This is a genomic window from Marinobacterium profundum (genome assembly GCF_001528745.1).
GTDB classification, from domain to species: domain Bacteria; phylum Pseudomonadota; class Gammaproteobacteria; order Pseudomonadales; family Balneatricaceae; genus Marinobacterium_A; species Marinobacterium_A profundum.
On record NZ_BCNS01000201.1, the window covers coordinates 22,137 to 42,114 of the forward strand.

Here is a 19,978-nt window from a genome sequence, read left to right on the forward strand (position 1 = left end):
GTTGAGAGGGCTTTCAGGCACTTTGCAGGTGCTTCCAGATAAAGCGCCGGGCGCTCGGAAGCGGGCGCCCGGCGTGTTGTTCTAACTGGCTCAGGCGTTGTTCAGTGCCTTGGCATGAAAGCGCAGGTGATCTTCGATAAAGCTCGAGATGAAGAAATAGCTGTGGTCATAGCCCGGCTGCATACGCAGTTCCAGTGCATGGCCGCTGGCATCGCAGGCGGCTTGCAGCGCCTCGGGTTTGAGCTGGTCGGCAAGGAAGTTGTCGGCACCGCCCTGGTCGATCAAAAGGGGCAGGCGTTCTGTCAGCTCGCTGCGAATCAGGGCGCAGGCATCGTAGGCCGCCCAGGTGCTGCGATCGTTGCCCAGGTAGCCGCCCAGGGCTTTCTCGCCCCAGGGGCACTGGCTTGGGTTGCTGATAGGTGCAAAGGCGGATACCGAACAGTACACGCCTGGGTTTTTCAGGGCGCTGATCAGGGCGCCGTGGCCGCCCATGGAGTGGCCGCTGATGCTGCGTTTGCCTGTGACCGGGAACTGTTCTTCAATCAGAGCCGGTAGCTCGATATTGACGTAGTCGTACATGCGGTAATGGCTGGCCCAGGGCTGCTCGGTGGCGTTAACGTAGAAACCTGCGCCGCTGCCAAAATCATAGCTGTCATGCTCGCCCGGCATGTCGAAGCCGCGGGGGCTGGTGTCAGGGCATACCAGTACCAGGCCAAGTTCTGCGGCGACACGCAGGGCGCCAGCTTTCTGGGTGAAATTTTCATCGGTGCAGGTCAGTCCCGAGAGCCAGTACAGGCTGTGGCAGGGTGCACTGAGGGTTTGATCAGGCAGGTAGATGGCGAAAACCATATCGCAATCAAGACTGGTGGATCTGTGGCTATAGCGTTCGAGCCAGCCGTCGAAAGCTCTATTACGGGAAAGGCGTTCCAGACTCATGGTGACGTATCCGGTTTAGAAGGTGGAAGGGCGGTGACAGAGTGCCCGCGATGCAGCAAAAAGGGCCTTCAGGCCCTTTGCGTGCGCGTGCCTTGTTCAGACAGAATCAGAACAGCACAACAGAGCGGATGCTTTTGCCTTCATGCATCAGGTCGAAGGCCTTGTTGATGTCTTCCAGCCCCATGGTGTGGGTTACGAAGTCATCCAGCTTGATATCGCCGCTCATGTACTGATCGACGTAGCCTGGCAGCTGGCTGCGGCCCTTGACGCCACCAAAGGCGGTACCGCGCCATACGCGACCGGTCACCAGCTGAAAAGGCCGGGTAGAAATTTCCTGGCCGGCGCCTGCAACACCCACAATGACCGACTCGCCCCAGCCCTTGTGGCAGCATTCCAGTGCTGCGCGCATCAGGTTGACGTTGCCAATACACTCGAAAGAGTAGTCGACGCCGCCATCGGTCAGATCCACGATCACGTCCTGAATGGGTGCGTCGTATTTCTTCGGATTGATAAAGTCGGTGGCGCCCAGCAGGCGAGCCATCTCGAATTTGTCTTCGTTGATATCAATGGCAATGATGCGGCCGGCCTTGGCCATGACCGCACCCTGAATCGCGCTCAGACCAATACCGCCCAGGCCAAAGATGGCGACAGTCGCACCCGGCTCAACCTTGGCAGTATTGAGTACTGCGCCGATACCTGTAGTTACACCACAGCCCAGCAGGCATACCTTGTCCAGCGGAGCTGCCTTGTTGATCTTGGCCACGGCAATTTCCGGCACCACTGTGTATTCGGAGAAGGTGGAGGTGCCCATGTAATGGAAAATAGTCTTGCCGTTGAGCGAGAAACGGCTGGTGCCGTCTGGCATCAGGCCCTTGCCCTGGGTGGCACGGATGGCCTGGCACAGGTTGGTCTTGCCAGATTTGCAGAATTTGCACTGGCCGCATTCCGGCGTGTAGAGCGGAATAACATGATCGCCGGGCTTGAGCGTGGTGACACCCGGGCCGATTTCTTCAACCACAGCGCCGCCTTCGTGGCCCAGGATGGACGGGAATATGCCTTCTGGATCATCGCCGGACAGAGTAAACGCATCTGTGTGGCATACGCCGGTGGCGACCATGCGCAGCAGGACTTCACCCTGCTTCGGGCCTGCGACATCGACTTCTTCGATTTGGAGAGGCTTGCCAGCCCCCCAGGCAACAGCTGCGCGGGACTTCATAGGACTATCCTTGATGTTTGATTAGAGGATCTTGAGTTCTGTACCTGAACCTGGGCCTGAGACTTTGCCAAAGTTATGTTGCACCTGAGTACAAGGTGGCGCCGGGTGTGCCCTGGACGGCGGTAACAGCATTGTGATGGGCTCAGTTTATCGGCTGCCAGGGTCAAGGTTAAGCCTTCTTCTTACATAACATTGTTGCTCAGCTGCAATAATGCGATTTTGACTGGCGGGTATTAGGGCCTGCTGCCGCCGCAGGCCTTGGGCTGACAAGAGTCAGGCGCGCAAGGTCAGAGGACGTGCGCGGGCGAGAAATCCCAGAATGTCACGTCGGCTGATCACGCCGCTGAGCTGGTCCCTGCTGTCGACGACCGCCAGGGCATTGATATCCCGCTCCAGCATCAGCAGCGCAGCCTGACGAATGTCTTCGGTTTCACTAACGGCGATCATGGGTTGCTGCATCAGTTCGGTGATGGGGCTGCCACTGACAAAGCTGACCTTGCCATTGCGAACCATCAGGCACTTGAGTACTTCGGTGCGAGTCAGCATGCCCACCATTTGCAACGGCGGGGCCATGACGACTAATTGGGCGATGTTGTGCCGTTGCATCAGTTGCCAGGCATCACCCAGATTCTGCAGGGTGGTAATGCTGATCGGCTTGCGTGACATCAGGCTGGCGACAGTGCTGGATGCCTGATCCTCCGTGCCTTGCTGCGGCTGGGTGCCGAGTGCCGAGTTGCGGTAAAAACGCGTTGGATCCGGCCGTGCTGCGGCCGGTGCGTTTTGCGCCGTTGTACCGGGTTGTGCTGTTGAACGGGGCGCGCCCAGGTGTTGCCTGAGCTGGTCCGAGTTCCCTTCGAATACAGGCCCCGTCGACGAGAAGAGTTTAAACACGCTTCACCTCCGACAGATGTTGCCTTGCTGGCAACCTGTAACTCCCTAAGACTAGACCATGCCTGTAGGGGGTCTGGCAAGGGGAGGGCGGGTGAGGGCGGTGTGTCTGATTCGGTGCGGCGCAGTGTTCGTACAGGCGGTGAGTGGCTACACTGCGGCGTGAGTTTGATCCAGGCGCAATCGTGCGTCTATCCAGCTTTGGCAACAGGAGCATGCAAATGATCAGAACAGGTGACAGTATTCCGGCCGTAAAGATTACCGCCCTGACGGCGGGCGAGCAGAAAACGCTGCCGGCCAGCGAGTTGTTTGCCGGCAAAAAGGTTGTGCTCTTTGCGGTACCAGGGGCCTTTACGCCCACCTGCTCAAACACCCATTTGCCGGGCTATGTGGTCAAGGCTGATGAGTTCCGTGCCAGGGGTGTGGACATGGTCGCCTGCCTGTCGGTCAACGACTCTTTCGTGATGCGGGCCTGGGGACAAAGTCAGAACGCCGAAGCCCTGACGCTGCTGGCCGATGGTGGTGGCGCGCTCACTCAGGCACTGGGTCTGGGTGCGGATACGGCGGATTTTGGCGGGCTGCGGTCGCGTCGATATGCCATGATCATCGAGGATGGTGTGGTCAGGGCACTGAACGTTGAAGAGCCGAAAAAATTTGAAGTTAGCGATGCCGACACCCTGCTGGCACTGTTGTAGTTTTTCGTTTTGTAACCCGCTGGTCCCAGTATTGATGTAGATCAAGTCTCGCTGTATTGGTCGGGTGCTGGGGCTGTCATACCTCGGGAAGTTTGAGCTGCGTCAATATCTGCGTCGGCAGATACCGATAACCTCTGTGTTAATTCCAATGCAATACAGAGGTGGTGCAAATGTTCGGTCTGGATGTGTATAGCGTAGAAGTACTGCTGCCAAGCGTCGTCGGCGTGCTGGCGATGGCGTCGGTGATGGTCTGGGGTTTTGTGCGAGTCTGCAATCTGATCAACCAGGAGCCACCGCGGGACTAAGAGTAGCGGTCAAACATGCGGCCAGGCAGGGTCCCTGCATGGGTTTCCATCTGCATCGCACTTCTGGCGTGCGCTATTAAAGTGCGTGTTTTGGAAGGTCCGAAGTATTTTATTGGTGACAGGCTCAGAATCCCGATTTCCGTGCCTATACTTTGGGCAGGTTCAGCTGTAAGGCTGCTGTTACACTTGAGCGGTTTGGGCCAGCGGGTTTGGCCTTGTCGCCCCGGAATGGGCTGGAACATGCGCAAGTTGTCTGGGCAGAGGTTAATGGAAGACCTCGGATTGCCCTATTTCAGGACGATTTCGACGTTTGGTGCACTCACTGATACCACAGTGGTGCATTTGATCCGCAGCGGCGAAGTCATGGCGCTGGATCCCGGTGAGATACTGTTCGAAGCCGGTGAGCACTCCGATGGCTTCTATGTCATTCTCAAAGGCCAGCTGGCCTTTCACAAGCATCATCAGGGCCACTACGGCTTTATCCGCAACTATCATTTTGGCGAAAATATTGGCTTTGTCGGCATGATAGCGCTGCATCGGCGTATCGGTCGCGCGCAGGCCGTGGAAGACGTCATAGTGTTAAAAATATCCACCCGTCTGTTTAACGACCTTTATGAATCCGATACTCAGGAGTTCGCATTGCTGTTGATGAATCTGGCCAGGGACATGGCACGTGGTCTGCGCGCGGTGGACAATCTTGTCGTTGAACACAGCTATGCGGCTGAAGTTGCAGCTGACGCAAGCGCCAGATCCCAGGTAGCGGATATCCCAGATGCCACTGCGGGGGCTGAGGTGCACCGCCAGGCCGGGCTGCATTAGCCCGGCGGTTGTTTACCACATCAGATCGTCAGGTATCTGGTAGTCGGCGTAGGGATCGTCTTCATCGGGCTTGGCTTCGGGCTTGATGCGAATCACGCGCTGCGGTGCCTTTGCTTCCACTCGGGCGGCGATATCATCGGGCATAAGGCCGTAACCCGGCTGCATGATGACGATGGCAAGCTGGCCACGACTGAGCTGGTTGTGCGTTGCGCGATCCAGATGCAGCGTCTTTATGACCCGGTCATGCACAAAGTTGTACGCCATGCTGCCGTCCTTGGGCGCTTTGGTGCTGTGCTGCTGTATCAGTTGCAGGGCTTCGGCCAGGCCTGCCTTGCGGGCTCTGTCTTCCTCGCGCTGCTGGTTCAGCAGGCGATCGCGTTCCTGCTTTTCCTGGCGCTGGCGTTCAATATCGGACTGGACATTGGTGTCCGGATCCTCTGTCTTGATGCCGGACTTGCGCAGCTTGGTTTGCTTGCGCTTGGTGTCCTTGGCCTTCTTGGCCTGGCCCTTGTTGGCCATGCCCATGTTCAGCAGCTGATCCTGCAGTGTGCGCGCCATTATCGTAACTACCCGTGACTGGAAATCAGCCGCACTATAGCATAATCCCGGCGCCGATTAAGAGCTGTACCACGGTGCCGATAGGCTCGGTGCTGGTGTACTATGGCGACAGCCTGGGTTCTGATCAGGTCTGTTGAAAAATCCATGCTGTCTTGTGTTTTGATCCTTGAATGGGAGTCTTGCGCGTGTCTGATCTGGTCGAGCTGTTACCTGCCATTGTGGCATTGACGCTGCTGTCGGTTTCCCCCGGGCTGGATACGCTGCTTACGGTGCGCAATGCGGCGCGCGGCGGTGTGGCTGATGGTGTGGTGACCAGCTTCGGCATCTGCAGCGGGCTCTTTGTACATGCCGTGCTGTCCGCACTGGGCATCTCGGTATTGCTGATGCAGTCTGCGGTGCTTTTTGGTGCGCTTAAGATGGCGGGCGCAGCCTACCTTATCTGGCTGGGGTGGGGCAGTTTGCGCCAGGCGCTGCATGGCCGTGGGCAAGAGGCTGCAGCAGACTCGGTGCAGGCGGTAACGCAGCAGCAGGTTTCTTTCTGGCGCTGTGGGCGCGAGGGCCTGTTGTCGAATTTGCTCAACCCCAAAACCATCATCTTCTATATGGCGTTTTTGCCCCAGTTTATTGATCCCGCCGGTGCGGTGCTGCCCCAGGCCTTGTTGCTGGCGGCGATACACTTTGTTATCGCCATGAGCTGGCAATCGTTGCTGGCGCTGCTGACGTGCCATGTGCGGGGCTGGGTGCGTTTGCCAATATTACGCAGGCTCTGTCATGGCGTTACGGGTCTGGTGATGGTGGCACTGGGCGTGCGATTGGCGCTGGCAAAGATTTAACAGCGTGTTGCCGGGGTTGTGAGTCGCGCGTGGAAAACTGATTACTGAGGTGAATGATGCGAATAGCAGTATTTTGTGGCTCGGCGGATGGGCGTCCCGGCAGTCGGTACAAGGATGCAGCCTTTAAACTGGGTCAGGTATTGGCGGAACGCGGGATTGAGGTGGTGTACGGAGGGGCTCGAGTAGGCCTTATGGGGGCGGTTGCCAGCGGTGCCCTGAGTGAGGGCGGCAAGGTTATTGGCGTATTGCCCAAGGGGCTGGCTGATCGGGAGTTGGCGCATCCGGAACTGACCGAACTGCGGCTGGTGGAAACCATGCACCAGCGCAAGGCGCTGATGTCGGATCTGGCGGATGCCTTTATCGCGTTGCCAGGCGGCGTGGGCACCTTTGAGGAAATATTTGAGATCTGGTGCTGGGCGCAGCTGGGTATTCACCACAAGCCGTTTGGTTTGCTGAGCATCGACGGTTACTACGACAAGCTGGTGGAGTTTATTCGCCAGAGCAGTGATGAGGGCTTTGTGAGGCCCGAGTATGTGGACATGCTGATGGTGGAGTCTGATGCCGAGCAGTTGCTGGCGGCTTTTGATTCGTACCAGCCACCGGCGGATAAGTGGGGCTAAGGATTTGCTCGTCCTGTGTAAACGCCCGGCGAGCAAGGGCCGGGCGCGATCAATGCATGTCAGATGTTAAATACAGCGATGCTTACTGGCGTACGCCCTCAATATTCAGATCCAGGTAGACGGTTTCGGCGGCGGGTCCAAGGTTATAGTTGATACCGAATTCTTTTAGCTTAAGCTCAGCTGTGCCCTGAAAGCCTGCGCGATAGCCTCCCCAGGGGTCATCGCCTTCGCCTACACGAGTTACATTGATGGTGACGGGCTTGGTGATGCCGTGCAGGCTCAGATCACCCTTGAGTACACCGCTACCATCGCCGTTGGTCTTGTAAGATGTGCTCACGAAGGTGATTTCAGGGTAGGTGGCTGCGTCCAGAAATTCGGCGCTGCGCAGGTGCTTGTCACGCTCGGCCTGGTTGGTGTTGACACTGGCGGCTTCGATGGTGATGGCGACGCTGGCGCTGTTCGGGTCTGCGGCATCGTAGATAAAGCTGCCAGCGAATTTCTCCAGTCGGCCTGTGACCCAGCTAAAGCCCAGGTGATTGGCGCGAAAGTTCACGGATGCGTGGGCGCCTTCGGTGTCGATGGCGTATTCAGCGGCATGCAGCGGGCCTGCGGCCAACAGTCCGCCCAGTGTCAGGCATTTAATCAGGTTAGTTTTCATGGGTTCTCCCGGGTGATTCCAAGAATGCGTGTCAGGGTTGAGTCTTTGTCGACAAAATGATGTTTCAGCGCTGCCAGTGCATGCACGCTAGAAAGCGCAATTAGTGCCGTTGAGCTCCAGTAGTGAATAACGCCCGCCTTGTCGGCCTGGTGATGCAGCTCAATGGGTAGCGGCGGCACCGAGAACCAGTTGAATACAGCGATCTCCTGGCCTCCCGCGGTTGACATAACGTAGCCGGAGAGCAACGCCGTAATCATTAATAGGTAAAGCAGGCTATGGGCACATTTAGTTAGCAGGCGGATGGCACGCCCGTGGCCTGGCAGGGCGCGGGGCGCAGGATCCACGCAGCGACACAGTATCCGCAGACTCAGCGCGAGCAGCAGTAGCATGCCCAGACTGCGGTGCCAGTGGGGCAGTGTCTTGTAATTGGGGTCGTAGTAACCCAGATCGATGATATAAAGGCCGAGAAAGTAGAGGCCCAAGACCGCGACAGCCATGAGCCAGTGCAGGCTAATGAGCGGCCAGCCATAGGTTGTGTCATCGTTTCTGAGTTTGAGCTTCACTGCCATAATTGCCCTTTGGTGTTCCTGCCCCTCGTATCGGGTAGATTAGTCCGCTGCGTGCAGTATAGGTTCCGCAGCCAGAGCGCGTAGCGCACCCGCTAATTCAAGCTGACGCTCTATAGTCGAGCGTGTTGCGGCTGTGCTGGCGGGGTTATATATGATTTGAATTAAACCTTATCCCAACATTCATTTACATCGAAAAAGGATGCTTTGCCCCATGACATGGATGAGCTGGTTGTCACTCTGTGCGATTTGCCTGGCGGGTGCCGTATCCCCAGGCCCGAGCCTTGCGGTCGTGCTGCGGCATACTTTGGGCGGCGGCGGTCGCCACGGCATGATGACAGGTATCTGTCATGCGCTCGGCGTCGCGCTCTGGGCGCTGGTGACCATCGCTGGGCTGTCGGTGCTGATTCTTGAGTCCGCGGCGCTATATAGAGTCATTACGCTGGCGGGCGCGGCTTATCTTGTCTGGCTCGGGATCAAGGCGCTGCGCAGTGCCGGTGGCGGGGCACTGCAGGCCGAGGCGGGCAAGCCTGCCAGCCTTGTGCGCGCCGGCATCGATGGTTTTATGATCTCTGTGCTCAACCCAAAGCTGGCTATGTTCTTCCTGGCGCTGTTCTCCCAGTTCGTGTCCCCCGGTATGTCGCTGGCGGGCCAGGCGCTGATGATTGGTACGGCGGCGGTTATCGACGGCCTCTGGTACTGTCTGGTGGCGCTGTTTCTGTCCCGTACCGGGGTGCTCGCCTGGCTGGCTCAGCGCAGCCGCGCCATCGATAGAACCACCGGGGTTATCCTGCTTTTGCTGGCGCTGCGCGTGGTGCAATTGCAGGCGTAGCGCAACGATTTTTCTTTTGTAATCAATCCTTTTGCATTCTTCATCAAGGCTGGTATACTGCCGGCCTGTCTCGTTTAGAGGCTGGTCAGACGACCATGTTATGGTAGCTCTGCTGGTCCTCCCGCAACGATAAACCGTGAACCTGGTCAGGCCTGGAAGGGAGCAGCCACAGCGGTCGACTCGTGTGCCGGGATGTGGCTGGTGGAGCTGCCCCCATCTTTATTTAACTCTTTGTTTTACCTCGAATTATTGGTTGTTATACCTGTGCTGCATGGAAGTGCGACACAAGGTGCGACACAATGCCCCGTCCTTGTGCTTATATCCAACCCTCAGAACATTCCGTTTTTTACTTCAGTATTCGTGTGCCCCAGACCTATATCCGTCATTCATTACAGACCAGATACAGGTCTAAGACCATCGTAGGAAGTGCGTTGCTCCTGAGCAGGCACAGTTTTTGTTTGCCCACGCTGAAGAGCTGAAATCGGTTGAGATATCCGTACTGTGCGGAAGCACTCTGATACTGCTGCTGAAGTACGTCAGGTGCAAGGCGGCTCCGTGCCTGCTGTACGTGCGAAGGGCTGCCCTGACTTTTGGCCATCCTGCAGCAGTCACTTGAAGCCCTGCGCCTTGAAGTTGCTGGTGAAAAAGCACTTTAGGAAGTGGGCAGGCCTCTCTGGCTTTCCACACGGTTGCGGCCCTTGTCCTTGGCGCGGTAGAGCGCGTCATCGGCACGGCGCAGCAGGTCTTCGAAGCTGTCGTCGGCCTGGAACAGGCTGACGCCGAAGCTGGCGGTGAAACTCAGGCCGGGCTCTATCTCGTGCTGCTGAATCAGTTTGCGCAGTTTTTCACAGGCCTGCAGGGCATTTTCCAGCGCCATATTGGGGAAAATAAGGGTGAACTCTTCACCGCCCCAGCGGGCAAAACAATCGACACTGCGGATATTGCTGCGCACCAGATCGGCGGTGTTTTTCAGTACCTGATCGCCGATACCATGACCGTGGGTGTCGTTGATATCCTTGAATAGATCGAGGTCAAAAATGGCCAGTGAAAGGGGGTGCTTGTAGCGTTTGGCGCGGCTAATTTCCTGCTGGATTTCTTCCTCGAAGCGCTTGCGGTTAGCGATTTCGGTCAGCTGGTCGGTATTCGAGACGTATTCTACTTCGCGTATTTTTGCCTTTAATTCCCGGTTTTTTTCTTCCAGTTCGCAGGCTTTCTGCTGCAGGGTGTTTTCCAGTGTAATACTGCCATCACGCAGGTATTTGTTCTGTTCGATTAGCTCAAATTGAAGAGCTTTGTACTGATGAATGTCCTCGGCGGCACCGATAATACGGGAGGCGCTGCCATCGGGGTGACGGCTGAGAATGCGAGCTCGATCCCGTACCCAGAGATAACTGTTGTCGGCTTTCTTGCAGCGATATTCAATGCAGGAGTCTTCGCGTGCGCCTTTGATAAAGCTATCGATATTATCAATCACACGGGAATAATCGTCCGGATGAATAATGTTTTCCCAACTAAAGACATCATGTTGCAAGCTGCCTGTTTCATAGCCTAGCATGCGATACCAGCCGGGGTTGCGTGCGACATGGCCTGTGTCGGCGTGCCAGTCCCAGGTGCCTTCAACAATGATATCCAGGATTTGATTAAGGGTCGTATCGGCCTCGGCCAGAGAGCTGTGCTGGTAGGTTTTATGCATCAGTCAGGGGCCCATGTTGCGAGGAAAAACAGCTGTAACCCCGGGGCGCGCTAAAGCCGGACAGGTCGAATAATCTGGGAACAATGAGGTCGCAGTGATATGCAGGTTCAGGTTGGCAGGGGTGAAGTGTCATGGTTACCGGATCCCATACAGGCATGCTGAATCATGGAGCTGTACCAGGCCAGCAAATAACCGGCCTTATGCGCGTTGAACCCTTATCCTAACAGTACTTTGGCTGCAAAACCCATTTGTTTTACAGCGTGAGAAACCCTGTTGCGCGTACGCTGGTGATTGGTGCATATACTTAATATCAGGCATGTTTTAGACATGTTTTTAATGTCAGCTGCATGCCTTCCATGATCCTGCCCAGGCCCGCTAAGCCTTAATCAGGCAGGCTCGTCCGCTGCGTCTGAGTAGACGCAAACATTCCAGGCCTGCGCCAGGCCATCGGGCGCTTCGCAGTAACGACTGAAAAACTCAGTGATCTCGCGGCGCTGGCAGTGTTGCTCGAAGGCATTCATGTCCTGCCATATTTCATGAAAAACTATGGGGTAGCTTTCGCCATCGGCGAAGGGGCTGCTGACCTGGCGGGTGACGCGGTATTGCACACAACCATCTTCACGCAGCGTATTGGGTTCAAGGGACTGCAATTTGGCAAAAAGCTCGGCGTCTCTGCCCGGGCGGGGCTTGAACTGGGCGGTGCAGTAAACGAGGGATGACATTGGCAAGTTCCGGTTAGCATGTTTAATAAAATGCCGAGTATACGTAGCCGAATCCTCTATGTCTTTCTGCCTGGCGCCAGGTCTGTTATGCGGGCAGGTTATTTCAGTGCATGCTCGTCATGGTGCTTTGTTGTGGCCTTTGGTTGTGATTACAGATCAGGTTTTGTATGTCGGTCAGCAGCGGGATGCTTATAAAGGTAATAGGGGGTTTCACTTGTGTTGTCGTGGCAGCGTATAATCAGACGCTTTTTGTCAGCGCTAACATAGTCTTGGTGGTGCCGGCATTGTTCCAGCAGATGTTATTCATATAAGGATTAGAGAATATGTTGAAACGACGGACATTGATCGCAGCAGCGACTTTGGGGATGTTGTTGGGGCCTTTCGCCAGCGCTGACTATAAGCCTGAATATACGGTATCCACGGTTCTGCCGGCGGCATTCCCCTGGGGCCAGGCCGCTGAGAAGTGGGTCGAGCTGGTGACGGAGCGCTCCGAAGGCCGTATCAATATGAAAATCTACAGCAACTCCCAGCTGGTCTCAGGCGATCAGACCAAGGAATTTTCCGCCATGCGTTCGGGGCTGATCGATATGTCGGTGGGTTCCACCATCAACTGGTCGCCGCAGGTGCCGGAACTGAACCTGTTTTCTCTGCCGTTTCTGATGCCAGACGAACAGGCCATTGATGCGATTACGCAGGGCGATGCTGGCAAGGCTGTATTCGAGGCGATTGAGAAACGTGGCGTGACGCCGCTGGCCTGGGGTGAGAACGGCTTTCGTGAACTGTCCAACTCCAAGCATGCCATAGTGACGCCTGATGATCTGAAGGGGCTCAAGATCCGTGTTGTCGGCTCGCCGCTGTTCCAGGATACCTTCAGCGCCCTGGGTGCCAACCCGACTCAGATGAGCTGGGCTGATGCCAAGCCTGCACTGACCACAGGCGCCGTCGATGGCCAGGAAAATCCCTTGTCTGTGTTCGATGTCGCCCGTATTGATCAGGTCGGTCAGATCTACCTGACCCAGTGGCACTACATGGCCGACCCGCTGGTATTTGCTGTCAGCAACCGTGTGTGGAAAACCTTCTCGGCTGAAGATCAGGCGCTGCTCAAGCAGGCGGCCATTGATGCTGGGCAGTGGGAAATCAAGAAGTCCCGTGCTGAGCTGGCTGACACCCTGGCCATGATCAAGGAACGTGGCGTCAACGTCACCGACCTGACGCCGGAACAGCAGGCGGCTTTCGTACAGGCGACCAAGTCGGTGTACGACACCTGGACGCCGCGCATCGGGGCGGATCTTGTGAAGCAGGCGCAGGACGCCGTCGCTAACCGCTCGCAGTAAATCGCGCAATTCCGCGCCCGCAGCCAGTGCTGTGGGCGCGCCTTTAATTCGGAGTCAACATGTCCCCCAGATCGCCGAAAGCCGGCCCCGAAGCCTGGCTGGCTTCGCTGGCGCTGGCTGCCATCTGCCTGATCAGTCTGGGCAATGTGGTCGTCAGGTATGCCACTGACGCATCTTTTGCCTTCACCGAGGAATACTCGGTGTTTCTGCTGGTGGTGATGACCTTCGCCGGTGCCGCCGTGGCGGCCCGTTCCAACCAGCATATCCGTATAGAGTTGATCGAACACCGTTTGCCGGCGAGCTGGCTGCCGCTGCTCTATGTGCTGCAGTGGGCCGCGAGCCTGCTGGTGCTGGCTATTGCCGTTTGGTATGGCGCCATCTTCGCGTTTGAAGAGTATGAGTGGGAGTCGCTGTCTCCGGGCCTGGGGCTGCCCAACTGGATTTACGTGATCTGGCTGCCAGTGCTCTGCGGCGCCATGATGATCCGACTTACCCAGAATTTGATCGACCGGCTGCGCGGGCGCGACAACGCACAGGCTGAGGAAGAGCACTATGAGTCCTGATTTGCTGATGATTGGCAGTTTTCTGCTGGCGCTGTTGCTGGGTGTGCCCGTGGCCTTTTCCCTGGGGCTGGGCGGTGTGGTTGGTATTCTGAGTGGCCTGTCCCCCGATATGCTGGCGACCCTGGGCACCAATACCTACAACAGTGTGGCGAAGTATCCGCTGATCGCCATACCACTGTTTATCCTCACCGGTCTTATCTTTGAGCGCGCAGGTGTGGCCGCAAGCCTGGTGCGCTTTGCCCAGGCGCTGATCGGGCCCCGACATGGTGGCCTGGCCGTGGTTGCCATCCTGGTATGCCTGATCATGGGTGGCATGAGTGGTTCGGGCCCGGCGGATGCCGCCGCCGTGGCGATGGTTATGTTGCCAAGCATGCGCAAGGCGGGCTATCCGCAGCCATTTTCCGCCGCCCTGATTGCGGCCTCATCCTCGACCGCAATACTGATACCGCCGTCCATCGCGCTGATTCTGTATTCCATAGTGGTGCCGGGTGTCGATCTGCGGGCGCTTTTTGCCGCCGGTCTCTTTCCTGGCATCCTGGCCGGGATGTCACTGTTGGTGCCAGCCTGGCTGCTGTCGCGGCATTACGGCTGGGAATCGCCGGATGCGTCCGAGCGGCCGCCGCTGCTGCAGAGTTTTCGCGAGGCAATACCTGCATTGTTTGCACCTGTGCTGATTCTTGGCGGATTGCGTTCTGGGCTCTTTACGCCCACGGAAGCGGCAGTCGTGGCCGTTACCTATGGCGTGATCGTGGGTGTGGTGGTGTACCGCAAGCTTGGCTGGCGCGATATCGCCAGTCTGCTGAATGATGCGGCTGTGACCTCCGGCATCGTTATGCTGATCATCGCCCTGGCGGGCATCTTTGCCTGGGCCGGCACCACGCTGGGTACCTTCCGTCACTTGGCCGACGCACTGCTGTCGCTGTCGGACAATGGTTGGGTGTTGCTGGGGCTGGTAATGGTGCTGGTGCTGATCGCCGGCATGCTGCTGGATGCGATTTCGATCTATCTGATTCTGATTCCCATTCTGTTGCCGCTGATGCAGCATTTTCAGTGGAACCCGGTGTGGTTCGGTATTCTGCTGGCGATGAATATCGCTATCGGGCAGTTTACGCCGCCGGTGGCGGTCAACCTGATGGTGACCACGCGTATCGCCAATATACGGCTGGAGCAGACCCTGGGCTGGGCGCTGGTATTTATCGCCGCCATGTCGGTCAGTCTGTTGCTGGTGATGCTGATCCCCGGAATAGCCCTCTGGCTGCCGGACAAGCTCGGTTACGTGGTGGGCGACTGGTAGCAAGGTGAGCATTTTTATCTTACATCGACCCATTACGATGGTTGAGGTGAGATTGAGGTGACTGTGTTGGAGCCTGTGCAGGATGGGGTATCCGAGTGGTTTGATGGCGCGTTACTTTCTTTGCTTGTGCAAAGAAATAAAGTAACCAAAGCCCCCCATAAGCCGGCCTTCGGCTGCACTGCGCGCCAGAATCATGCGTCCGGACGCCCTGCCTTCAAGCTGAAAGGCGGGACATCCATGACGGCGGCTCGACAGTCCCTGTCTCGCCCCGTCGGGTCTGATCGGAACATAATCCCGGTGCTCTTCGGCTGCTGAGGGGGAACAAGAGCCGCTCTGATGTTTCGTGAGAATGCTCTAACGCTGTTTAAGTTGGCCATTTGCCGATTTATCACTTCCAAGGTTGCCTCATAACGGACTTGCCCTCGTAGCAATCGGCTACGGATACCGGCGTTCTGCCCATGGCTGTCGTCAGGATAATCACTACACTTTAAAGTGCTCATGGCCACAGTGTCATGGCGGGCGTGCCGTTAGCAACAGCGGGTGCGCTCCCCCTGTTTTGACAACCAGACGGAGGTTTGTATGTTCAATTTCGAGCTGAAATACCTGAAGCCGTTCTGTCTATCCGCCTTTTTGCTGTCAGGCACTCCGGGGGCCCTGGCGCAGACCAATGCGCAGGCAGCATCCCTGTTTGATCGCTTGGGCGGCCTTGCACCCATTTCCGTGGTGGTAAGTGATTTTGTCGATGTAGTGGTTGCGGACAGCGTGATCAATGCGAACGAGGCGGTGGCTGCGAGTCGTTCGCGGGTGCCGTCACCCTATCTTAAGTACCAGGTAACAGCGATGGTCTGCGAGGTGACCGGTGGACCTTGTCGCTATACCGGTCGGGACATGAAGGTGTCCCACGTACATCTGAACATCAGTGCTGCAGAGTGGGATCAAATGGTGAGCCTGTTCAAGGACGTGCTGGCAAAACATCAGGTACCCGAGACCGAAACCGCTGAGCTGCTGGATATTGTCGGCTCCACCCGGGCGGATATCGTCACGGCTCCCTGACCGAAGCTGGTTACGCCTGGCGCAGCTTCGCAGCGGTCAATGCCAGGCGTTGCCAGGTTCAGTCAGTATTTCGCCGCCATAATGCCTGCGTTATTTCTTCTTCAGGTGCCGGGTCAGCGGATAGAGTAGCTGACCCATAAAACTTCTGGGCAGGCGCACCGTGGTGCCGTAGTCCGCTGGCCAGTGCTTTGCGGGCATATGGTAGGTGCCGAAGAGGCGATCGAACAGCACCGTATGGGCCGAGTAGTTGGTGTCGATGGCGGGTTTTTCCGAGCTGTGGTGCCAGTGGTGAAACTGCGGCGTGACCATAATGTACTTTAGCGGGCCGAAGGAAATGCCCAGATTGCAGTGAATCAGAATAGCCTGCAGCGCCGCAATGGCGACGTAGATATCCAGCGCCGCCTGGTCTGCACCCAGCAGATAGAGCGGCACCATCACCATGGCCCTTTCCGAGAAGACCTGGATAAAATGCCCGCGCGAACCTGCGAGCCAGTCTAGATGTTCAATGGAATGGTGTACGGCGTGGATAGGCCAGAGCAGTTGTACCTCGTGGTAGAGGCGATGCTCCCAATAGAGAACGAAATCGGCGCACAGAATAATGATCAGCACCTGCAGCAATACAGGCACCGAGCGAATGGCCTGCTGCACGCTTTCGCTCAGGGCCCAGTCGAAGTGGCTGGCGTGGTAGTTTCCGTAAATCAGAATGGCCGAGATGGCCAGGTGATTGAAGCAGAAATAGAACAGATCCAGCCCCCATTCGGGCCGCAGCACCACCTGGTTGCGGTACTTTGGGAAAAGCTTTTCCAGCGTCATGAATACCGCGATAGAACCCATAAAGGCGAGAATCAGCCAGTCGACCCCCAGTGACAGTCGGCGCGGCTCCACTGGGCCCACCGGAATGCTGTAGCCGCCCAGGGCAAAGGCGATCAGGGTTAGCACTATGCCCGCCGCCCCCAGGCGCTTGTAGCCGTTCAGAACAAAACTGAGTACGCCAAAGAAGAGCGAAAAATACATGCCGTACTTGAGAAACTGCTGCAAGAAGGCCGCGTCGTAGGCTTGGCGCAGTTCGATGGTCGTCAGATAGGCAGGATACAGATAGGCCAGTACCGCGAGCAGGCTGAGCGTGCCCAGTGCCACAGAGCAGTAGCCACTGATCTTGCCATCACCCAGGCGAAATTGGCGTGCGGCATCCAGCTCCTGTTGCCGTTCCCTGTAGGAGTAGTCGTGTTTCATCCGTTGCCCATTTAATGCCAAAGTCTGTGTGATTCACGGTGATGTTCAACGCAGCGCCTTGTATCCGCTGGCGTCGTGAAACCGGCCCGTGACTCTGGCGATAATAATGGACTCTGCAGGCGGGCGCGAGGGTTGGCGCGAGGGCGGGTTTAAAGACTTAGGGGCGCATGAGGCCGACAGGCGCTGTTGCGTCTGCCGGCTCTGTGTTACGGGGATGCTGAAGGGTTAAGCCTTGAGGTGCTGGCCGAAGAACTCAATGGTGCGGCTCCAAGCGAGTTCTGCTGCCGCTTCGTCGTAGCGCTCGGTGGAGTCGTTATGAAAGCCGTGATTAACACCGCTGTACATATGCATGTTGTAGCTTTTGTCTGCCGCTTTTAGGTCCGCTTCATACTCGGGCCAGGTGGCATTGACTCGCTTGTCGAGCTCCGCCAGGTGAATCAGCAGCGGCGCCTTGATGTTGGCGCGCAGTTCCTTCACCGGCGGTGTGCCGTAGAAGGGCGCCGACGCATTGACTACATCCGGCAGGCTTGCCGCCAGCATGTTGGCAACGTAGCCACCGAAACAGAAACCCACCACGCCGAGCTTGCCGTTGCTTTGGGGGTGCGCTTTAAGAAAGCGGGCCGCAGCCTTGAAGTCGGCTTCTACCTTGGCCTTGTCCAGCGAACTCTGCATCTCGCGGCCCTGGTCATCATTGCCGGGGTAGCCGCCCAGTGAGTGCAGAATATCGGGGGCAAAGGCGATAAAGCCGGCCTTGGCCACGCGCCGGGCCACGTCTTCTACATAGGGATTCAGGCCGCGGTTTTCGTGCACCACCAGTACCATGCCGGTAGGCCCCGCTACCTCTTTGGGCATCACCAGGTAACCCCGGCCTTCACCATGACCCTCGGGGGACGGGAAGGTCATGTATTCGGCCTTGATGTCACCGTCATTGAAAGATACTTGCTCAGCCAGGGCATAGTTGGGCAGCAGTGCCGCCGACAGCACGCTCATGCTGAAGCCCAGCACAGTTAGCGATGACAGGCGGGTGAGAAATTCGCGCCGGCTGATATCGCCGTGGGCGTATTCGTCGTACCAGTCGAAGGCTTCCTGCGGAATCTGCTGTGGCTCGCCATTTTCCTTGTTAGCTTGCATTCAGTTGCGCCTCAATCGTTTGTAAGGGGTAGCGTAATCAGGCTAGCAGAATGTGGTGAAAAGCTCGCGATAAGTTGCACAGCTTTACATTCCTTTACAGTTGAGATGTTTGTCATGAAAGATACCCTGGGTTCTGGCGTCGCTATTTGGCTTGTTGGCGGCCAACTGCCGATACAAAAGACAGGGGTTCCTGTGGTTGCTCTAAACACAGGGTTGGTAGCGCGGCTATAGTTGGCTGCAGAAGTGCAGGACGGTGTTGACCTGATACGGCGTTCTGCGTAATAACTTTTGGTCACAGGGCCAATCAGGAAGGGAAACGACTATGAACGAAAAGGAAAAAATGCTGGCGGGTTTGCCCTTTGATCCCAGGGACCCTGTGTTGGTGGGTTATCGGCTGGGCGCAAAATCAGTGTGTCACCGATTCAATATGGCGGATCCTGCCGATCTTGAGGATCGGATGATGCTTCTGGCCGGGCTGTTGCGACTTAAAGGCGCAGCGCATATAGAGCCAAACTTCTTTTGTGATTACGGTTTCAACATCTATATTGGCGATGGCTTCTATTCAAACCATAATCTGACGATTCTGGATGTTTGCCGGGTGGATATTGGCAGTAAGGTCATGTTCGGGCCTAACGTTTTGCTGTCTGGTGCCACGCATCCTGTTGATCCGGTCGAGCGAATGAGTAATGAGTACGGTGCGCCCATCAAAATTGGTGACAATAGCTGGCTCGGCGGTAACGTTGTGGTGCTGCCGGGCATCACTATTGGCAATAATTGCGTTGTGGGTGCAGGCAGCGTTGTCACCCGTGATCTGCCGGATAATGTTGTGGCGGCGGGAAATCCCTGTCGGGTTATCAGGTCGGTGTAGGTTGTTGTGTGGTGTTGTGAGAGTCCGGTCTCCGGATGAATCTGGCGTTGTACTGATGGGCGAAACGGCGCATCTGCCTCGATATGTTCAGTATGACAACCAGCCACAGTGGTCATCTGACAAGTCTTTTCCGACTGTAGGTATCAACCACATAGGTATTAACCCGGTGGCAATTTAGATCTGATATAATGTGCGCATGAATACCGACGCACGCAAGCTCAGCACAGAGCAACAAGAACTTCTCAGACAGCAAGCCATTCGGCTCCGTTTGGAAGGCAAAACTTTCCGTGAGATCGGGCAGCTGCTCAATGTTCACCCCGATACTGTTGGACGCTGGTACCAGCGTTATGAAGCCGGCGGCAAGGCGGCCTTGGCAGTACAAAAACGGGGCCCCAAGAACAAGCCGCGTCGTCTGACCGAGGCGCAGGAGCAACGTGTCATTGAGGCGATTCAGGACCAGATGCCGGATCAGTACAAACTGGGGTTTGCTCTCTGGACGCGGCGTGCTATCGCCGAGTTGATCAAGCAATTCTGGGGTATCAACATTCCGGTTCGCACTCTGGGCGACTACCTCAAGCGCTGGGGCTTCTCGCCGCAGAAGCCGCTGAAAAAAGCCTGGGAACAGAACCCGACCCGTGTCGATGCTTGGCTGAAAGAAGAGTATCCGCAAATCAAGGCGCGTGCCAAAGCCGAGAATGCGCAGATTTTCTGGGGTGATGAAACCGGGATCAAGAATACAACCCAGCATGGTCGTAGTTATGCTCCGATCGGCAAAACGCCCGTGCAGCCACTGCCGGCCAAGCGAGTATCGCTAAATATGATCTCGGCGATCACCAACCAAGGGACAGTGCGTTTCATGCTGTACGAATCGACGATGAACGCCAGGGTTCTCATCAAATTTCTTCGGGCTCTGATCGAGTCGACGCCCGGCAAAGTGTTTCTGATTCTGGATAACCTGCGAGTCCATCATGCCAAGATCGTGAAGCGCTGGCTCGCAAAGAAGCCCGTGAAGCGCTACCTGGAAGTGTTCTTTTTGCCAGCGTACTCACCTGAACTGAACCCGGATGAATACTTGAACTGCGACCTGAAAAACATGGTGCACAGTGGTCCGGCGGTCCGCTCGATTGAAGACCTGAAGAAACGCACTCGAGCATGCATGCC

The 19,978-nt window shown here is 56.7% G+C and carries 22 protein-coding genes and 1 other RNA gene; 13 read left to right on the plus strand and 10 right to left on the minus strand.

The window, feature by feature from the left end:
• Positions 1-90 precede the first annotated feature (90 nt).
• The 3 genes from fghA to MPRO_RS22065 all read right to left on the minus strand — a co-directional run bounded on the left by fghA (position 91) and on the right by MPRO_RS22065 (position 3,043).
• The gene (gene fghA, locus MPRO_RS22055) at positions 91-936 is read right to left on the minus strand and encodes an S-formylglutathione hydrolase (RefSeq protein WP_067298351.1); all 846 of its coding nucleotides are present in this window, start codon (positions 934-936) and stop codon (positions 91-93) included.
• Positions 937-1,042: 106 nt separating this feature from the next.
• Positions 1,043-2,152, minus strand: a complete 1,110-nt coding sequence (locus tag MPRO_RS22060; protein WP_067298352.1) for an S-(hydroxymethyl)glutathione dehydrogenase/class III alcohol dehydrogenase — start codon at positions 2,150-2,152, stop codon at positions 1,043-1,045.
• 273 nt (positions 2,153-2,425) lie between these two features.
• Positions 2,426-3,043: a CBS domain-containing protein gene (locus tag MPRO_RS22065; RefSeq protein WP_067298353.1), complete on the minus strand. Its 618-nt coding sequence runs from the start codon at positions 3,041-3,043 to the stop codon at positions 2,426-2,428.
• A gap of 218 nt (positions 3,044-3,261) precedes the next feature.
• On the opposite strand from MPRO_RS22065, the gene MPRO_RS22070 reads away from it, so the two are divergent.
• From MPRO_RS22070 to MPRO_RS22075, 3 genes are all read left to right on the plus strand, one after another.
• Entirely contained in the window at positions 3,262-3,735 is a 474-nt protein-coding gene (locus MPRO_RS22070; RefSeq protein WP_067298354.1) for a peroxiredoxin, read from the plus strand.
• Between the two features lie 170 nt (positions 3,736-3,905).
• Positions 3,906-4,040 (plus strand): hypothetical protein, encoded by a 135-nt coding sequence (locus MPRO_RS26530; RefSeq protein WP_281177206.1) that lies wholly within the window; start codon positions 3,906-3,908, stop codon positions 4,038-4,040.
• A gap of 240 nt (positions 4,041-4,280) precedes the next feature.
• On the plus strand, positions 4,281-4,859 hold the full coding sequence (locus MPRO_RS22075) for a Crp/Fnr family transcriptional regulator (RefSeq protein WP_158651919.1): 579 nt from the start codon (positions 4,281-4,283) through the stop codon (positions 4,857-4,859).
• A 12-nt stretch (positions 4,860-4,871) separates the two neighbouring features.
• Here MPRO_RS22075 and MPRO_RS22080 read toward each other — a convergent pair whose 3' ends face one another.
• On the minus strand, positions 4,872-5,417 hold the full coding sequence (locus tag MPRO_RS22080; protein WP_067298356.1) for a DUF2058 domain-containing protein: 546 nt from the start codon (positions 5,415-5,417) through the stop codon (positions 4,872-4,874).
• A 185-nt stretch (positions 5,418-5,602) separates the two neighbouring features.
• On the opposite strand from MPRO_RS22080, the gene MPRO_RS22085 reads away from it, so the two are divergent.
• Positions 5,603-6,250, plus strand: a complete 648-nt coding sequence (locus tag MPRO_RS22085; protein ID WP_082709070.1) for a LysE family translocator — start codon at positions 5,603-5,605, stop codon at positions 6,248-6,250.
• A gap of 53 nt (positions 6,251-6,303) precedes the next feature.
• On the plus strand, positions 6,304-6,870 hold the full coding sequence (locus MPRO_RS22090; protein WP_067298358.1) for an LOG family protein: 567 nt from the start codon (positions 6,304-6,306) through the stop codon (positions 6,868-6,870).
• 82 nt (positions 6,871-6,952) lie between these two features.
• Here the strand turns inward: MPRO_RS22090 and MPRO_RS22095 are convergent, their stop codons facing one another.
• Together MPRO_RS22095 and MPRO_RS22100 are read right to left on the minus strand one after the other, a co-directional pair.
• Positions 6,953-7,528, minus strand: a complete 576-nt coding sequence (locus MPRO_RS22095; protein ID WP_067298359.1) for a YceI family protein — start codon at positions 7,526-7,528, stop codon at positions 6,953-6,955.
• Positions 7,525-8,097 (minus strand): cytochrome b, encoded by a 573-nt coding sequence (locus MPRO_RS22100; RefSeq protein WP_067298360.1) that lies wholly within the window; start codon positions 8,095-8,097, stop codon positions 7,525-7,527. The genes MPRO_RS22095 and MPRO_RS22100 overlap by 4 nt, the downstream gene beginning before the upstream one ends.
• A 211-nt stretch (positions 8,098-8,308) precedes the next feature.
• Between MPRO_RS22100 and MPRO_RS22105 the strand changes: the two genes are divergently transcribed.
• Together MPRO_RS22105 and ffs are read left to right on the plus strand one after the other, a co-directional pair.
• Positions 8,309-8,926, plus strand: a complete 618-nt coding sequence (locus MPRO_RS22105; protein WP_067298361.1) for a LysE family translocator — start codon at positions 8,309-8,311, stop codon at positions 8,924-8,926.
• 110 nt (positions 8,927-9,036) lie between these two features.
• Positions 9,037-9,133, plus strand: an RNA gene (ffs, locus tag MPRO_RS22110) — signal recognition particle sRNA small type.
• 445 nt (positions 9,134-9,578) lie between these two features.
• Here the strand turns inward: ffs and MPRO_RS22120 are convergent.
• Together MPRO_RS22120 and MPRO_RS22125 are read right to left on the minus strand one after the other, a co-directional pair.
• Positions 9,579-10,619 carry a sensor domain-containing diguanylate cyclase gene (locus MPRO_RS22120; RefSeq protein ID WP_067298363.1) on the minus strand — a complete coding sequence of 347 codons (1,041 nt, stop codon included), beginning with the start codon at positions 10,617-10,619 and terminating at the stop codon, positions 9,579-9,581.
• Positions 10,620-11,005: 386 nt separating this feature from the next.
• Positions 11,006-11,341, minus strand: a complete 336-nt coding sequence (locus MPRO_RS22125; RefSeq protein WP_067298364.1) for a putative quinol monooxygenase — start codon at positions 11,339-11,341, stop codon at positions 11,006-11,008.
• A gap of 365 nt (positions 11,342-11,706) precedes the next feature.
• On the opposite strand from MPRO_RS22125, the gene MPRO_RS22130 reads away from it, so the two are divergent.
• The 4 genes from MPRO_RS22130 (at position 11,707) to MPRO_RS22145 (ending at position 15,585) form a co-directional block, all read left to right on the plus strand.
• Complete coding sequence (locus MPRO_RS22130) at positions 11,707-12,675, plus strand: DctP family TRAP transporter solute-binding subunit (protein ID WP_245635181.1); 969 nt, start codon at positions 11,707-11,709, stop codon at positions 12,673-12,675.
• A 59-nt stretch (positions 12,676-12,734) separates the two neighbouring features.
• Positions 12,735-13,238 (plus strand): TRAP transporter small permease, encoded by a 504-nt coding sequence (locus MPRO_RS22135; protein ID WP_067298366.1) that lies wholly within the window; start codon positions 12,735-12,737, stop codon positions 13,236-13,238.
• Positions 13,228-14,532 carry a TRAP transporter large permease gene (locus MPRO_RS22140; RefSeq protein ID WP_067298367.1) on the plus strand — a complete coding sequence of 435 codons (1,305 nt, stop codon included), beginning with the start codon at positions 13,228-13,230 and terminating at the stop codon, positions 14,530-14,532. The genes MPRO_RS22135 and MPRO_RS22140 overlap by 11 nt, the downstream gene beginning before the upstream one ends.
• Before the next feature lie 579 nt (positions 14,533-15,111).
• Positions 15,112-15,585 (plus strand): group I truncated hemoglobin, encoded by a 474-nt coding sequence (locus MPRO_RS22145; RefSeq protein ID WP_067298368.1) that lies wholly within the window; start codon positions 15,112-15,114, stop codon positions 15,583-15,585.
• 90 nt (positions 15,586-15,675) lie between these two features.
• Here MPRO_RS22145 and MPRO_RS22150 read toward each other — a convergent pair whose 3' ends face one another.
• Both MPRO_RS22150 and MPRO_RS22155 read right to left on the minus strand, forming a co-directional pair.
• Complete coding sequence (locus MPRO_RS22150) at positions 15,676-16,818, minus strand: sterol desaturase family protein (protein WP_067298369.1); 1,143 nt, start codon at positions 16,816-16,818, stop codon at positions 15,676-15,678.
• A gap of 225 nt (positions 16,819-17,043) precedes the next feature.
• Positions 17,044-17,949 (minus strand): dienelactone hydrolase family protein, encoded by a 906-nt coding sequence (locus tag MPRO_RS22155; RefSeq protein ID WP_067298370.1) that lies wholly within the window; start codon positions 17,947-17,949, stop codon positions 17,044-17,046.
• Between the two features lie 322 nt (positions 17,950-18,271).
• On the opposite strand from MPRO_RS22155, the gene MPRO_RS22160 reads away from it, so the two are divergent.
• On the plus strand, positions 18,272-18,817 hold the full coding sequence (locus tag MPRO_RS22160) for a sugar O-acetyltransferase (protein WP_067298371.1): 546 nt from the start codon (positions 18,272-18,274) through the stop codon (positions 18,815-18,817).
• Between the two features lie 196 nt (positions 18,818-19,013).
• The coding region (locus MPRO_RS22165; protein WP_082709067.1) for an IS630 family transposase at positions 19,014-19,978 on the plus strand (965 nt) is incomplete at its 3' end.

Excerpts from the sequence above, each read along its gene's own strand:
- MPRO_RS22100 (WP_067298360.1), bottom strand. The coding sequence starts at position 8,097 with ATGGCAGTGAAGCTCAAACTCAGAAACGATGACACAACCTATGGCTGG.
- MPRO_RS22060 (WP_067298352.1), bottom strand. The coding sequence starts at position 2,152 with ATGAAGTCCCGCGCAGCTGTTGCCTGGGGGGCTGGCAAGCCTCTCCAA.
- MPRO_RS22145 (WP_067298368.1), top strand. The coding sequence starts at position 15,112 with ATGTTCAATTTCGAGCTGAAATACCTGAAGCCGTTCTGTCTATCCGCC.
- MPRO_RS22075 (WP_158651919.1), top strand. The coding sequence starts at position 4,281 with ATGCGCAAGTTGTCTGGGCAGAGGTTAATGGAAGACCTCGGATTGCCC.
- MPRO_RS22150 (WP_067298369.1), bottom strand. The coding sequence starts at position 16,818 with ATGAAACACGACTACTCCTACAGGGAACGGCAACAGGAGCTGGATGCC.
- MPRO_RS22125 (WP_067298364.1), bottom strand. The coding sequence starts at position 11,341 with ATGTCATCCCTCGTTTACTGCACCGCCCAGTTCAAGCCCCGCCCGGGC.
- MPRO_RS22070 (WP_067298354.1), top strand. The coding sequence starts at position 3,262 with ATGATCAGAACAGGTGACAGTATTCCGGCCGTAAAGATTACCGCCCTG.
- MPRO_RS22095 (WP_067298359.1), bottom strand. The coding sequence starts at position 7,528 with ATGAAAACTAACCTGATTAAATGCCTGACACTGGGCGGACTGTTGGCC.
- MPRO_RS22080 (WP_067298356.1), bottom strand. The coding sequence starts at position 5,417 with ATGGCGCGCACACTGCAGGATCAGCTGCTGAACATGGGCATGGCCAAC.
- MPRO_RS22120 (WP_067298363.1), bottom strand. The coding sequence starts at position 10,619 with ATGCATAAAACCTACCAGCACAGCTCTCTGGCCGAGGCCGATACGACC.
- MPRO_RS22155 (WP_067298370.1), bottom strand. The coding sequence starts at position 17,949 with ATGCAAGCTAACAAGGAAAATGGCGAGCCACAGCAGATTCCGCAGGAA.
- MPRO_RS22135 (WP_067298366.1), top strand. The coding sequence starts at position 12,735 with ATGTCCCCCAGATCGCCGAAAGCCGGCCCCGAAGCCTGGCTGGCTTCG.
- MPRO_RS22105 (WP_067298361.1), top strand. The coding sequence starts at position 8,309 with ATGACATGGATGAGCTGGTTGTCACTCTGTGCGATTTGCCTGGCGGGT.
- MPRO_RS22130 (WP_245635181.1), top strand. The coding sequence starts at position 11,707 with ATGTTGTTGGGGCCTTTCGCCAGCGCTGACTATAAGCCTGAATATACG.
- fghA (WP_067298351.1), bottom strand. The coding sequence starts at position 936 with ATGAGTCTGGAACGCCTTTCCCGTAATAGAGCTTTCGACGGCTGGCTC.
- MPRO_RS22090 (WP_067298358.1), top strand. The coding sequence starts at position 6,304 with ATGATGCGAATAGCAGTATTTTGTGGCTCGGCGGATGGGCGTCCCGGC.
- MPRO_RS22140 (WP_067298367.1), top strand. The coding sequence starts at position 13,228 with ATGAGTCCTGATTTGCTGATGATTGGCAGTTTTCTGCTGGCGCTGTTG.
- MPRO_RS22160 (WP_067298371.1), top strand. The coding sequence starts at position 18,272 with ATGAACGAAAAGGAAAAAATGCTGGCGGGTTTGCCCTTTGATCCCAGG.
- MPRO_RS26530 (WP_281177206.1), top strand. The coding sequence starts at position 3,906 with ATGTTCGGTCTGGATGTGTATAGCGTAGAAGTACTGCTGCCAAGCGTC.